Source organism: Streptomyces sp. NPDC023527, from assembly GCF_055560115.1.
In genome coordinates this window covers 107,473-120,400 of sequence record NZ_JBVHJJ010000017.1, presented here as the reverse complement: position 1 = coordinate 120,400, position 12,928 = coordinate 107,473, and the positions used below count along the sequence as shown (strand labels likewise).

Genomic DNA, 12,928 nt, shown 5'->3' with positions numbered 1-12,928 from the left:
ACAAGTGAACTCGGGCCCGTGATCCTGACGAGCGCGGGCTCATGGCCGTCGGCGGCGGGGTCGGCAAGATCCCCCGGCCGGCTCCTGGGTCACAATGCCCCCATGACTGATCACCAGGCCCCGGTCCCCACCCCCGCACGTCCGCTGCTGCGCCGCCCCGAGGACGGCGAACTCATAGACGTCGCCGGTGTCGCGCACTTCTTCCGGCTCACCAGCGAGCACACGGGCGGGCACTTCGCCTTCGAGGAGTTCACCCTCGCCCCCGGCACCATCGGCGCCAGGCCACACGTGCACGACGGACACGACGAGTACTTCTACGTCCTCGAAGGCGAGTTGACCCTCCACAACGGAGACGGCGAGGTGACGGCCGGCCCGGGCCACCTGCTCGCCGCCACCCGCGGCACCCCCCACGGCTTCCGCAACGCGGGCCCGGTCCCCGCCCTCGCCCTGTGCCTCTACACCCCGGCCGGCTACGAGAACTACTTCCGCGACGTCCACGCCGCGGTAAGCGCCGGCGCCGAGGTGACCGACGAACTCCTGGCCGAATTCCGCAGCCGCTACCGAACCAGCTCCCACCAGGCTCCTTCGGAGAGGTCCTAGCGGAACTGGCTCACCTGGCCCGGCTGTTCGTGTGCTTGGGCGGGCAGAGCCTCAGGGCCCACATCACGGCGAAGGCGCCGCCGACCCACCAGAGCACGCCGGTGAACGCCTCGCGATTGCTGCGCCTCCAGCGTGCCGGAGCGCCGCGACAGTGATCGCGGGTCATCGAGCCAGTGACCGTACGATCTTCAGAGCCTTGTCGATCTCCTTCGGGAAGTTGACGATTCCGGCCGACAGACGCACATGCGGAACCGCGTACGGCGTGGCGCTTGCGACGACCCGGTTGTCACGGAGGATCTGTACGACGTCCTTCGGCTTGTAGCCCTGGACGTCGAAGGTCACGATGCCCGCGGACACTGTGGGGTCGAGCGGCGTGTGGAGCGTGACGTGCTTCATGCGGGCCAGGCCTTCCTTGATCTGGCCGTTCAGCTCGAGGATCCGGTCCTGGATCCGCTTGCGGCCGATCTGCCGGACGAAGTGGAACGCCTCGACAGTGGCCCACTGGTGTTCATACGCGAAGAAGCCACCCGGGCTGATCCACGCGGCTTCGGTCGGGCCGTGCGGCGGGCGTTCCTGCCGCCAGGCGTCCTCCGTTTCCGGGGCCATCAGGCTGGGAATGGTCGGCTGGACATGCTTCCAGCTCTCCGCCTTCCCCCAGATGATTCCGGTTCCGTGCGGTCCGAGGATCCACTTGTGCGTACCCGCGGAGAAGAAGTCGCAGCCCATCTTCGCGACGTCCTCGTCGGCCACGCCGAAGCCGTGGACTCCGTCCACCACCAGCAGGATGCGGTCCGCCTCGTCGCGGTTGCGGTTCAGGTCCTCGATGACGGCCGCGACCTTGGCTATCGGCAGCCGCACGCCGGTGTTGGAATGGACCCAGGTGACACCGACGACCCGGGTATTGGGGCGCACGGCGGCGCGTATCCGTTCTATGGCCTTGTCCGCGGAGAAGTTCAGCGAGGATTCGTATAGCGGAATCTTGCGCCAGCTCGCGCCCCACTTGTCGCAGGCCAGACGTATTGATTCGTGGTGCGGGTAGAACTCGTGCGTGGTGGTCAGAATCTCCTGGCCCGGCTTCAGGCGCAGGCCGTTGTAGATGAGGGCGAGCCCCATGGTGGTGCTGCTGGTGAGGGCGATCTCGTGGGGTTGCCCGCCGGTGTATTCGGCGGCGGCGGCGCATACCTTGCGCCACAGCATGTCCTGGTCGCGCTCGAACATGTTGTCGTCGAGGAAGTTGTACGGGTTTTCGTCGAACGCCTTCCGATACTTTGCGATCGCCTCGCGAACGGGGGTCGGGTTCGAGGCGAAGAAGAAGTTCGACAGATGTGCGTAGTCGGGCCGGAGCAGGAACTGCGCACGGACGGATTTCCAGTCGTGCGGCGCGAAGGGCTGGGACGCGGCCGTTTGGGCAGCGGCTTGTGCGGCAGTGTTCCCGATGGGCCCCAAGGTCAGCGCGGAGGCCGCGATGCCGGAGCCGACCAGCATATTGCGACGTGAAAGAGACACGTTTACCCCTCCATAAAGTGTTATGCAGTGGCTATGTATCACCGGATGCAGCACCGGATGAATTGCCGGGCGAAGGCGGTGGTGGTGCACCGTGGTCGATTTATCGGGGTTTGCTGTCGAAACCCCCCGGTTATTCAATGAGATTGAATTGTGCTTGATCATCTCAATTTTGGGGAGATTAACAGCTTCCGTTTCGGGCGGTCAAGGGCGGCATCCGGAACTTCGGCGAGCGGTCTCACGGGGCCGTTGAGGTCGGAAAACGGCTTCTCCGAGAGCTGTGGGAGGGGGTAAGCCGGGCGCGCCTAGCGGGAGAACCCTCGGGATCATGTCGCTGGCATATGCAGACTGCATAAGGAACCAACTGGACGAGATGGTCACAAAATCATCGACTGAGGCCCCCGGCTTGGCGCTGAGGGGCTGGTGGGCTCGACTGGGGGCTTGACGGATCGCGATGTTGATCGTTAACCATTTCCTATCTACCTGTAGTGTGAAACAACGGGGAGCGGTGGGGGCGTTGACGGACCTGTTAAAGACAACAACTCGGGATCTCGAAGCCACGGCGGAGGGCGAGCGAGCCGATGTCCACCTGGCGCCGGTCGACTCTCTGGTGCCTGCCGACTCGCCTCGTCTGGGCGGGCTGAGCCGGGAGCATGTCGAGGTGCTCGCGCAGCAGCGGAGTATCGAGCCGATCCTGGTGCACCGGGACACCCGGCGCGTGATCGACGGGATGCATCGCCTCCAGGCCGCCGGGCTCCGGGGGGAGAAGATGATTCCGGTCCGGTATCTGGACGGGCCGGTCGGCGAGATCTTCATTCGCTCCGTGGTGGCCAATGTCGCCCACGGCCTGCCACTGACGCTCAAGGACAGAAAGGCCGCGGCCGCGCGGATCCTGGTCTCGCACCCCGACCTGTCGGACCGCGCGATCGCGCGCATCACCGGACTCTCGCCCAAGACCGTGGGCGTCGTCCGTCGGGCTTCGACCGAGGAAGTTCCTCAGTCGAAGGTCCGGGTCGGGGCGGACGGCCGCTCCCGCCCGCTCGACGCCGCGCGGCGCCGGGAGGCGGCACGCGCGTTCCTCGCCGAGCACGCCGGCGCCACGCTCCACGAGATCGCCGCCAGTGCGGGGGTGTCGATCAGCACCGCGTGCGAGATCCGGCAACGGGTGCGGCGCAGTGAGCAGAACGAGCAGGATCCTCCGCCGCCCCGCATGCGTGCCGCACGCGGGGTCCGAGACCGGAACCAGGCGAGCACCGGGCCGTCGGCGGGCGATCAGCGGGCGGAGAGCGGCCGGGCGCAGCGCATCGAGATCTTGGCGAAGGACCCGTCGCTCAGATTCACCGAGTCCGGGCGCGCGCTGCTGCGCTGGCTGAACGAGCGTGCGCCGGATCTCGAGGCAGGGCGACAGCTGATGTCCGCGGTGCCGCTGCACTGCGCGGTCACGGTCGCGGACCTGGCCAACTCCTACGCCCGGGAATGGCAGCGGTTCGCCAGCGCCCTGGACCAGGCCCTCGGCGACGCGGTCGATCAGTAGGACGCGGTCGAGTGGCAGAGCGCACCGGGATGGAATGCCCGCCCGCGTATATGAACGGTGGAGTTCCGACCCCTTTTCTTGACGGAATGATCAGCGCACTGAAGGATGAATTTGCGATCGGCGGTAAGTTTCATAGGCCAAGCACAGTCTCCTCCGTTGTGCTTTGTGCGAGCACGGAAACGCCGAAGGTCAAAAGGGTCCGGAGTTCGGGATGAATGAGGCGGGTAATCGAATGGAGACGACCTCAGGTGGCGCGGAAACGGCCGCGGTCGGCGCCGGGAGGAGCGTGGACGTGGCCGTCGTCGGAGCGGGTCCGGCCGGCCTGTACGCCGCCTACTGCGCGGGATTCCGCGGGCTCTCCAGCGCGGTGATCGACGCGCTGCCGGAGCCGGGCGGCCAGATCGCGGCCCTGTACCCGGAGAAGAAGATCTACGACGTCGCCGGCCACGCGGCCGTGCGGGGCCGGGAACTGATCGACGATCTGGTCGCCCAGGTCGCGCCGTTCGAACCGCACTACCTGCTCGGCCGGACGGCGGTCTCCCTGGCGCCGGACGCCGGGGCGGGCTGGGCGATCGAGCTGGAGGACGGCGGGCGGGTGCGAGTCGGAGCCGTCGTGATCGCGGGCGGACTCGGCCGTTCGGTCCCGCGCACGATGCCCTGTCTGCGGCCCTACGAGGGGCGTGGCGTGGCGTACCACGTACCGCGGCTGCACGAGCACCGGGACCGCGACGTGGTGATCGTGGGTGGCGGCGACAGCGCGGTCGACTGGGCCCTCGCCCTCGCGCCGATCGCCCGGTCCGTCACCGTCGTCCACCGGCGTTCGGCCTTCCGTGCACACGAGCACAGCGTCAAACAAATGTATGCGGCCGATATTCGCGTATTGACCGATGCGCAGGTGACGGCGTGCAATGGCGCAGAATGCCTGTCAGGAGTACGCGTCACGATCGGCGAAGAGGAATTGACGCTGCCCGCGCAGACCCTTGTCGCGGCACTGGGATTCATCACCAGCCTGGGTCCGATCACCGAATGGGGGCTCCAGACGGAGAATCGTCAGATCGCGGTCGACAGGGCGATGCGGACGAATCTTCCGCGGGTCTACGCGGTCGGCGACATCTGTACCTACGAGGGTCGCGTCCCGCTCATTTCGGTGGGCTTCGGCGAGGCGGCGACCGCGGCGAACCATGCGGCGGTCGAGCTGCGCCCCGGCTCCCGCCTCGCACCGGAGCACTCCACCGACCGCGACGCCACGCCGCTGTCATGACCCCGGAGAAGCCGCTGTCGTGACCCTGAAGAAACTGACCATCCTTCCGACCGCAACCGAGATCCTGCTGCCCACGGGATCTCCCCTCACCGAAGTCGAGTACGAGACCCCGCAGCGGCTCATCCCGTTCGGATGCCGCTCCGGATCGTGCGGCGCGTGCGTCGTCGAGGTGCTGGAGGGCTTCGACTCCCTCGGCGAACCCGACGACGACGAGCTCGACTTCCTGGAAGACCTCGGCCGGACCGGCGGCAACCACCGTCTGGCCTGCCAGTGCCGGCTGCGGGGCGACGCGACCGTTCGCGTCGCCGACGACATCTGAACCGCATCCGAAACCGCTCGCACCGAACGTCCGAGCGTCCACGAGAAACGTCCACGAGAAAGGGACACCATGCCCAACCGCGTGCACAACGTCGGCTACGGAGACCGCACCCCGTTCCTCAACGCCGGCGCCTCGGCGAAGCTGCGCGCCGAGATCGACGAGCAGCTCGATCTGCAGGTCGCCGAGTGGTACGCCAACGTCCCCGAGGCCGCGCACCTCGAGGGTAGGAACGTCGACTCCGCGTACTACAAGCGGCACCTGATCGAGACCGCCTGGCGCATCCGGCTGCTTCGGGTGGCCGAGTCCAAGGCGCTGGCGGAGATCGCCAAGCGCAGCCCGGAGGCGGCTCAGGTCTGGGCCAACTACGAGCAGGAGGAAATGCTCCACGACGAGCTGTTCATCGCCGACCTGGAGAAGGTGGGCGTGTCGCGCGAGCAGTTCCTGGACACCGAGCCCTACCTGTCCACCAAGCTGCTGACGGGCTACTTCTCCTACCTCCTGGACCACGAGGGTCCGCTCGGCGTGGTGGCGTACTCCTACCTCGTCGAGTACGTGAACGTGAAGCTGGAGCCCAAGAAGCTGGAGGCGCTGAAGGGTTCGGTCGGCGAGAGCAACATCGGCGGCCAGATCAACCACTCGCACACCGACATCAACGACGACCACCCCGGCGAGGTGTGGGCGGCCGTCCGGCACCTCCTGCGCAGCGATGACGACATCGTCGCGTTCAAGCGGTACCTCCGCGAGCACCAGTCGATCCTGGCGCAGTACTTCGAGGAGCTCTACCAGGACACCATCGTCAAGGCCGAGAAGCAGCCGGCCTGAGCCTGACCCTTGTCCCCGGCGGGGGCGCGGCGCGGCCGCGCCGCGCCCCCGCCCGCCGGTGAGGAGGCCGGATCGAGCATGGAAAACGCCAGAGGAGTGCTGCTGCTCAGCCATGTCGGGTTCTCGTTCATGGAGGACCTTGTCGGCACGGTCACGGCGCGGGGGCTGAAGGTCTACGTGCTCAGCTCGCTGCCGGAGCCGCAGTACCAGGAATCCAGGCGCGGGGCGCTGGCGGACCTCGCCGACGACGTCCGGGTGACCGACGGGCACGTGCTGACCCCGCGCGACGTCGAGGACTACCTCGACCAACTGGAGGCGGCGGGCACGTCGGTGTCGTGCTGCCTGACCGTCTGGGAGGGGTACCGGCACCTGATGGCGCTGGCCAACGCCCGTCTCGGGGTGCCGGACCTGGACGAGAAGCAGGTCCTGGAACTGCGCGACAAACTGACGCTGCGCAACCGGCTTGCCGACGCCGGCCTCAGCCGGGGCCGGGCGTCCGCGCTCACCCCCGGGACGCTCGCCGAACGCCAACGCGGCGGCGGGCGCTACTTCGTGAAGCCGGTCAGCGGCATCGCCTCGTTCGGAACGTTTCCGCTCACCCCCGACACGACCTGGGCCGACCTGGAACGTATCGCCGCCGAGGCACAGTCCGACACGGTCTACGCCAGCGCCTTCACCGCCGGCGGGATGGAGTTCCTCGTCGAGGACTATGTACCCGGCCGTGAGTTCAGCTTCGAGGTGGTCGTCGTCGACGACGAGCCCCATGTGGTGGCCGTGCACGAGAAGTGCGAGGTGACGGAGACGGCGGGCACCGTGCTCGAGAACGCCTGCGTCAGCCCGCCCACGAGCCTGTCGAGGGAGGAGATCGCCGTCGGCATCCGCTGGGTGGCGAGCGTGCTGGACACCCTCGGCCTCGGCTGGGGCTGTTTCCACATCGAGGCACGGCACGCCCCGGGCGGCTGGGATCTGATCGAGGTCAACCCGCGCGTCGGCGGCAGCCTCATCTCGCCCAGCGTGGCGGCGCTGACCGGCGGCCCCGATCTGCTCGACCTCTGGCTGGACTCCCTGCTGACCGCCCGCCGGCCGGACGGCTTCCTGAAGGACCTGAAGGGCCTGTCGTTCGCGGAGGACGGCACCGCGCCGAGCGGGAAGGCGACGTTCTTCCGCGTCTTCTTCGCCGACCCCGGCACGATCCGTGAGGTGGGGCTGAACGACGACCTCCCGCTCCGGCCGGTCGTGACGCACGTCCTGCTCGAGCCCGGCGACGTCGTGGAGTCCTCCTCGCGCGAGGTGTTCCTCGGCCAGCTGCTCTGGAGCATGGACCTGGTCGGCCGGGACGCGGTCCTCCCCGAGCTGATGCCCGCCTCCGAGCGGGCGATCGAGATCGTGTACGAGACGGAGCGCGCATGACCGGGCCGATACTCCTCATCGTCGACTACAACCTGAGCCGGATCGACGAGGTCCGCCACCTGCGGGACTACGCGCGCGAACGCCACGGCGCGACGGTGGTCCTGATCCGCGCCGAACCCACCGAGGCCGACCACGCCATCGCCGACGAGGTGATCGACCTCGATCCGCTGCGCGACGACTTCGCCGAGATGGGCGAGAAGCTGCTCGGCGACCGGCGCGAGCGGATCCGGGCGGGCATCGTCTTCTCCGACAACGCCGTGCGCAGCGGGGCCGAGCTGCTCGAGCGGCTGGGCGTGGCGGTCGATTCGTCACCACTGGCCGAGGGAGCGTTCTCCAAGTACCGCTACCGGCTCGGCGAGGCGCACGTGGCCGAGCTGCTGACGGCGCAGCGGATCATGGTGCCCGCCTTCGCCGAGATCGCCTCGCTCGACCAGCTGCGGGACTTCGCGCGAGACCACCCCAAGGGGTTCGTGGTCAAGCCCGCGGCGGAGGGCAACAACCGGGGCGTCGTCGTGGTCCGTAACGGCGACGACCTGACGGCGGCGTTCGCCGAGGTCCTCCCCTATCTGGAGGGCGGGGTCATCTGCGAGGAGCTCATCCCGTACCGGCGGGAGTACTCCTTCGACGGGCTGGGCCCGCTGATGTTCCTCACCGAGAAGATCAGCGCGAGCGGCCGGTATCCCGTGGAGATCGCGCAGGTGCTGCCCGCCGGGCTGGACGAGCACGAGCGCGCGACGCTGGAGCGGGCGGGACGGCAGGCCAACTGGCTGGTCGGCCAGTGCGACGGGCCGTTCCACAACGAGATCAAGCTGAGCGACGACGGGCTGCGCGCCGCGATCGTGGAGCCCAACCGGCGGCCGGGCGGGATGAAGATCTGGGCGCTGGCCCGCTGGGTCTACGGGATCGACCTGCACCACCGCTGGATCGACACGGCCTTCGGCACGGCCGCCGACGTGGGGCGGCTGGTGCCCGGCTGCTCGGCGGCGACGGTGCTGCTCGGTGTCGGCAGCGACCGCTCGTTCTCCCCGGACGACGTCGCGGCCGGCGCGGATCCGTTCGCGGTCGCTGTCCAGGACACCGCCGAACGGTTCGGCCTGGCCGACGGGGAGCTGACCGTCACGGAGTTCACCTGGCTGTCGCCCGAGCGCCGTCACCTGCATGCCGTCGCCCGCGACAACGCGGACTTCGCGGCGCAGGGCTGCGTCGTCCTGCGCGACGACCGCGCCGACATCCGCGCGGTCGTCCACGCGCTGCGCGAGGCCTGGTCGGAGGCCCTGGACCGCGCCCTCGAACTCCCCGCCCCCGTGAGGAAGTCCCGATGAAGATCCTTATCCTGCACCGCGTGCCCTACTTCAAGATTGAATACCACCGAGGGATATCTCATGACCGGCACGAGGTCACCTATTTGGGGACCGACCGGGCCCTGGCCACCCTGCCGCCCGACCTGCGCTGCGAGCGGGTGAGCCGGCCGGGCGAGCGCCCGGCCTTCGAGGAGGCCCGGGACTGGCTGGCGGAGCATCCCCGAGCATTCGACCGTGTCATCTCGGCGTCGGAGTACGAACTGCTCGACGCCGCCCGGCTGCGCGAGCACTTGGGTGTCCCGGGCGCGCCGGTGGACCAGGTCGCGCTCGCCCGCGACAAGGTCCTGATGAAGCGGGCGGTCGAGGAGGCCGGTCTCCGGGTGCCGCGCTTCCTCCCGTTGACCCACTTCCTTGAACAACACAGCCTCGAACAGGACGGCCGGGTGCCCTGGTCCGGCCGCACCGTCCTCAAGCCGCATCGCGGCGCGTCCAGCGAGGACGTGCTCGTGTTCGACACCCCGCGGCAGGCCGCCGCGGCGGTCACCGAGCGGCGGACCGGCGTCGCCCGCCTCGACGCCGGGAGCGGCCTGGAGGACTTCCAGGTCGAGGAGTTCGTCTCCGGGCCGATCAGGCACTTCGACGGCCTGGTGCAGGGCGGCGAGGTCCTGGTCCTCAGCGCGAGCGAGTACGTGGGCACCTGCCTGAAGTACGCGCAGGGCGAACCGATGGGTTCGTTCCAGATCGAGTTCTCCGAGGAGACGCGCGCCTGGGTGTCGCGTGCCCTCGCCGCCGTGCGGATCGAGGACGGCAGCTTCCATCTGGAGGCGATCGTCGACGAAGGGGAGCTGGTCTTCCTCGAGGTCGGCAACCGGGTCGGGGGAGCCGACGTGGTGGCGACCGTCGAGCTGGCCACCGGCGTCCACCTGCCGTCGTACGAGCTGCGCGTCCTGCTCGGCGAGCACGTCGCCGGGTCGCTCCCCGAGCCGCCCGCCGACCGCCGCTGGTACGGCTGGTTCGTCCACCCCGGCCACCACCTGGCCGGGCGGGAGTACCGGGGCCTCGACGGGGCCCTGGCGCTCCGGGCCAGTTCACGCGTGGTCACCTGGCACGAACTGCCGTCCGGCGCGCCGCTGCCCGACCACATCACCTATCAGGCCGGCGAGACGGTCCTCGCCGGGATCGTCGCGAGCGACACCCCCGAGGAGACCCGGGACTGGATGGCAGGCCTGTTCGACTCCCTCTCGGTCCGCACCCGCCCGGCCGCCCCCTCGATCCCGGAACAGGTCTCTGCATGAAGAAACAGCACATCCTGATCGCGGTGGCCATCACCGCGATCTGGGGCCTCAACTTCTCGGTCATCAAGATCGGGCTCAAGAGCGTCGACCCGCTCATCCTGGCCGGGATCAGGTTCGCGCTCTGCGCGTTGCCCGCGGTGTTCTTCCTGAAGCGGCCGCAGGTGGCGTGGCGGTACATCATCGGCTACGGGCTGGTGTTCGGCGTCGGGCTGTGGGGCGTGGTGAACCTGGGCATCAAGGCTGGGGTGTCGTCGGGGATCTCGTCCCTGGTGCTGCAGTTCAGCGCGTTCCTGACGATCCTGCTCGGGGCCGTGGTGTTCCGCGAGAGGCTGTCGCGGTTCCAGTATCTGGGGATGGCGGTCGCCCTGGTCGGGCTGTTCTCGGTCACGTTCGTCACCGACGGCACGGTGACGATCGCCGGCGTCGCGCTGGTGCTGTTCGGCGCGGTCGCGTGGAGCGTCGCCAACGTCATCATGAAGAAGGCCAAGCCCAAGGACACGCTGTCGTTCATGGTGTGGTCGAGCCTGTTCTCGCCGGTCCCGCTGTTCCTGCTGGACCTGGTCGTGAACGGCACCAAGGGCTATACCGAGTTGCCGCACCAGATCGGGTGGGCGGCGGTCCTGTCCCTCCTCTTCCAGGCGTACCCGAACACCGTGCTGGGATACGCCGTGTGGAACTGGCTGCTCCGCGAGTACCCGGTGTCGACCGTCGCGCCGCTCTCCCTGTTGGTCCCGATCTTCGGCATGGCGGGCTCGGTGGTGATCTTCAACGAGTCGCTGCCGCTGCTCAAGCTGGTGGCCGGAGCGCTGATCGTCGCGGGTCTGGTCATCGGCCTCTACGGCAAACGGCTGGCCGAGTCCAGGAGCACCGCCCGGCTCCCGTCGGTGAGCCAATGACCGCCTTGAACGATCTCGCGGACCGGTACGTGGACGAGCTGGCCGCGCTGGATCCGTGCCTGGCCGCCGTGATGGGCATCGCCGGGCAGGAGGAGCAGCTGACCGACTTCGGCCCGCAGGCTGCCCAGGCGCGCGCGGAGTTGGCGCGTCGCACGCTGAAGGCGGTCGACGGCACACCGGTCGCGGGCGACGCGGAGCGGGTCGCGGCGGCGGTGCTGCGCGAGCGGCTCGCCACGGAGGTGGCGCTGGCCGACGCCGACGCGTACGGCACGCTGCTGGACACCCTTGACGGACCGGTCCAGAGGGTGCGGCACGCGGTAGGGCTGCTGGATCAGGGCGGCGACACGGTGTGGGAGGCGTTGCTGGCGCGGCTGAGGGCCGTCCCGGGCACGCTGGCGGGGCTGCGCGAGAGCCTGGAGGCCGCGCGGCGCGACGGCCGGGTCGCGCCGTACCGCCAGGTGGCCCGCAACGTCCGGGAGTGCCGGGACATGCGGCCGTACCTGGCGGGGCTGCCCGCCGGGCACGGCGACGGCGTGCTGCGGCGCGCTCTGGACGAGGCCGCGGTGGCCGCGAACCAGGCGCTGACGGAGCTCGCGGCGTACCTGTCGGAGGACCTCGCGGCGGACGCGCCGGAGCTGGACGCACTGGGCGGGGACCGATACCAGCTGGGGGTCCGGGAGTTTCTCGGCACCCGGCTGGATCTGGAGGAGACCTACGCGTGGGGCTGGGAAGAACTGGCCCGGGTGCGGCGGGAAATGGCCGAGGCCGCGGCGCGGATCGCGCCCGGCGAGCCGGTGCCGGCGGTGCTGGCGGCGCTCGACAGCGATCCGCGGTACCAGGTGACGGGCACGGCGGCGTTCCGCGACCGGATCCAGGAGCTCGCCGACGGCGCCATCGCCGACCTCGACGGGACGCACTTCGCGATCCCCGGGCCGCTGCGGCGGATCGACTGCCGGATCACCCACGGAGAAGGGGTCGCCGTCTATCTGGCACCCAGTGAGGATCTGTCGCGTCCCGGAACGGTCTGGTGGCCGCTGCCCGGCTCGGACGCGCCGATCCCGACGTGGAAGGTGCCGGGCACGATGTTCCACGAAGGTGTCCCGGGCCATCACCTGCAGCTGGGCGTGACGACCCTCAACACCGCCACCCTCAACCGCTTCCAGCGGCTGTCGTGCGAGCTGCACCCGGGGCACGTCGAGGGGTGGGGCTTGTACGCCGAGCAGCTGATGGACGAGCTGGGGTACCTCGCCGACCCGGCGCACCGGCTGGGGATGCTGGCCACCGGGCAACTGCTGCGCGCCGCGCGCATCGTGCTCGACATCGGGCTGCATCTGCGGCTCCCGATCCCCGCGGGTACCGGATTCCATGAGGGGGAGCGGTGGACGCCGCGGCTGGGCCGTGAGTTCCTCACCGAGCGCTGCGGGCTGGGCCCGCAGGGGTTCGTCGAGTTCGAGATCGACCGGTATCTGGGGCGCCCCGGGCAGGCCCTCGCCTACAAGCTGGGCGAGAAGGTGTGGCTGGAGGCACGGGAGGCGGCCCGCCGCCGCGACGGCGCCGCGTTCGACGTCAAGCGGTTCCACCAACGCGCCCTGGACCTGGGGCCGATGGGCCTGGACCTGCTGCGCGCCGAACTGACCCGGAAGGACTGACCCGGAAGGACTGACCCACCAGGGCTGAGCCGCTGCCCGACGCGCTGCTGACCCGCCGGGTCGGGCGGCGCGTCGGGCTGCTCGGCCAGGTGCGGCGGGGACGCGCTGGTGCGGCCTCGGTCCGGGGGCGGCGCTGCACCGCGGTGCAGCCGGCTCCGCCCCCACCACCGGCAGGCCTGCGCGCGGCGCCGGTTCGAGGCCCGTTGCCGCCGCTCCGTGAGCGCACCGGAGCCGGCCGGGAGGTTCCCCACTCGTCTCGCGGACGGCCCCGGATTCTCGGTGCGATGGCGTGCGCTCCGGCGGTCGCGCTCGGCGCGGCGGCGTATGAACCGGCCCAC

11 protein-coding genes are annotated in these 12,928 nt (G+C 69.6%); 10 read left to right on the top strand and 1 reads right to left on the bottom strand.

Going from position 1 to position 12,928, the window contains the following annotated elements; genetic code table 11:
- Positions 1-102 precede the first annotated feature (102 nt).
- Positions 103-600 carry a cupin domain-containing protein gene (locus tag ACZ303_RS29030; RefSeq protein WP_467343438.1) on the top strand — a complete coding sequence of 166 codons (498 nt, stop codon included), beginning with the start codon at positions 103-105 and terminating at the stop codon, positions 598-600.
- Between the two features lie 162 nt (positions 601-762).
- Here the strand turns inward: ACZ303_RS29030 and ACZ303_RS29025 are convergent, their stop codons facing one another.
- Positions 763-2,085 (bottom strand): aminotransferase class V-fold PLP-dependent enzyme, encoded by a 1,323-nt coding sequence (locus ACZ303_RS29025; RefSeq protein ID WP_467343437.1) that lies wholly within the window; start codon positions 2,083-2,085, stop codon positions 763-765.
- 472 nt (positions 2,086-2,557) lie between these two features.
- Here ACZ303_RS29025 and ACZ303_RS29020 point away from each other — a divergent pair, with 472 nt between their 5' ends.
- The 9 genes from ACZ303_RS29020 to ACZ303_RS28980 all read left to right on the top strand — a co-directional run bounded on the left by ACZ303_RS29020 (position 2,558) and on the right by ACZ303_RS28980 (position 12,590).
- Complete coding sequence (locus ACZ303_RS29020) at positions 2,558-3,637, top strand: ParB N-terminal domain-containing protein (RefSeq protein WP_467343436.1); 1,080 nt, start codon at positions 2,558-2,560, stop codon at positions 3,635-3,637.
- A gap of 292 nt (positions 3,638-3,929) precedes the next feature.
- Positions 3,930-4,898, top strand: coding sequence for an NAD(P)/FAD-dependent oxidoreductase (locus ACZ303_RS29015; RefSeq protein WP_467343435.1), 969 nt, complete (start codon positions 3,930-3,932; stop codon positions 4,896-4,898).
- 19 nt (positions 4,899-4,917) lie between these two features.
- A complete protein-coding gene (locus ACZ303_RS29010) occupies positions 4,918-5,217 on the top strand; it encodes a 2Fe-2S iron-sulfur cluster-binding protein (RefSeq protein WP_467343434.1) in 300 nt (99 codons plus the stop codon).
- Positions 5,218-5,286: 69 nt separating this feature from the next.
- On the top strand, positions 5,287-6,039 hold the full coding sequence (locus ACZ303_RS29005) for a hypothetical protein (protein ID WP_467343433.1): 753 nt from the start codon (positions 5,287-5,289) through the stop codon (positions 6,037-6,039).
- Positions 6,040-6,117: 78 nt separating this feature from the next.
- A complete protein-coding gene (locus tag ACZ303_RS29000; RefSeq protein ID WP_467343432.1) occupies positions 6,118-7,449 on the top strand; it encodes an ATP-grasp domain-containing protein in 1,332 nt (443 codons plus the stop codon).
- Positions 7,446-8,771, top strand: a complete 1,326-nt coding sequence (locus tag ACZ303_RS28995; RefSeq protein WP_467343431.1) for an ATP-grasp domain-containing protein — start codon at positions 7,446-7,448, stop codon at positions 8,769-8,771. The genes ACZ303_RS29000 and ACZ303_RS28995 overlap by 4 nt, the downstream gene beginning before the upstream one ends.
- Positions 8,768-10,045, top strand: coding sequence for an ATP-grasp domain-containing protein (locus tag ACZ303_RS28990; RefSeq protein ID WP_467343430.1), 1,278 nt, complete (start codon positions 8,768-8,770; stop codon positions 10,043-10,045). Before ACZ303_RS28995 ends, ACZ303_RS28990 begins: the two co-directional genes overlap by 4 nt.
- On the top strand, positions 10,042-10,941 hold the full coding sequence (locus ACZ303_RS28985) for an EamA family transporter (protein ID WP_467343429.1): 900 nt from the start codon (positions 10,042-10,044) through the stop codon (positions 10,939-10,941). The genes ACZ303_RS28990 and ACZ303_RS28985 overlap by 4 nt, the downstream gene beginning before the upstream one ends.
- Positions 10,938-12,590 (top strand): DUF885 domain-containing protein, encoded by a 1,653-nt coding sequence (locus ACZ303_RS28980; protein WP_467343428.1) that lies wholly within the window; start codon positions 10,938-10,940, stop codon positions 12,588-12,590. The genes ACZ303_RS28985 and ACZ303_RS28980 overlap by 4 nt, the downstream gene beginning before the upstream one ends.
- The last annotated feature ends 338 nt before the right edge of the window (positions 12,591-12,928 follow it).

Bases quoted from the DNA above. Each gene is read 5' to 3' on its own strand.
- ACZ303_RS29030 (WP_467343438.1), top strand. From the start codon at position 103: ATGACTGATCACCAGGCCCCGGTCCCCACCCCCGCACGTCCGCTGCTG.
- ACZ303_RS29025 (WP_467343437.1), bottom strand. From the start codon at position 2,085: ATGCTGGTCGGCTCCGGCATCGCGGCCTCCGCGCTGACCTTGGGGCCC.
- ACZ303_RS29020 (WP_467343436.1), top strand. From the start codon at position 2,558: ATGTTGATCGTTAACCATTTCCTATCTACCTGTAGTGTGAAACAACGG.
- ACZ303_RS29005 (WP_467343433.1), top strand. From the start codon at position 5,287: ATGCCCAACCGCGTGCACAACGTCGGCTACGGAGACCGCACCCCGTTC.
- ACZ303_RS29000 (WP_467343432.1), top strand. From the start codon at position 6,118: ATGGAAAACGCCAGAGGAGTGCTGCTGCTCAGCCATGTCGGGTTCTCG.
- ACZ303_RS28995 (WP_467343431.1), top strand. From the start codon at position 7,446: ATGACCGGGCCGATACTCCTCATCGTCGACTACAACCTGAGCCGGATC.
- ACZ303_RS28990 (WP_467343430.1), top strand. From the start codon at position 8,768: ATGAAGATCCTTATCCTGCACCGCGTGCCCTACTTCAAGATTGAATAC.
- ACZ303_RS28985 (WP_467343429.1), top strand. From the start codon at position 10,042: ATGAAGAAACAGCACATCCTGATCGCGGTGGCCATCACCGCGATCTGG.
- ACZ303_RS28980 (WP_467343428.1), top strand. From the start codon at position 10,938: ATGACCGCCTTGAACGATCTCGCGGACCGGTACGTGGACGAGCTGGCC.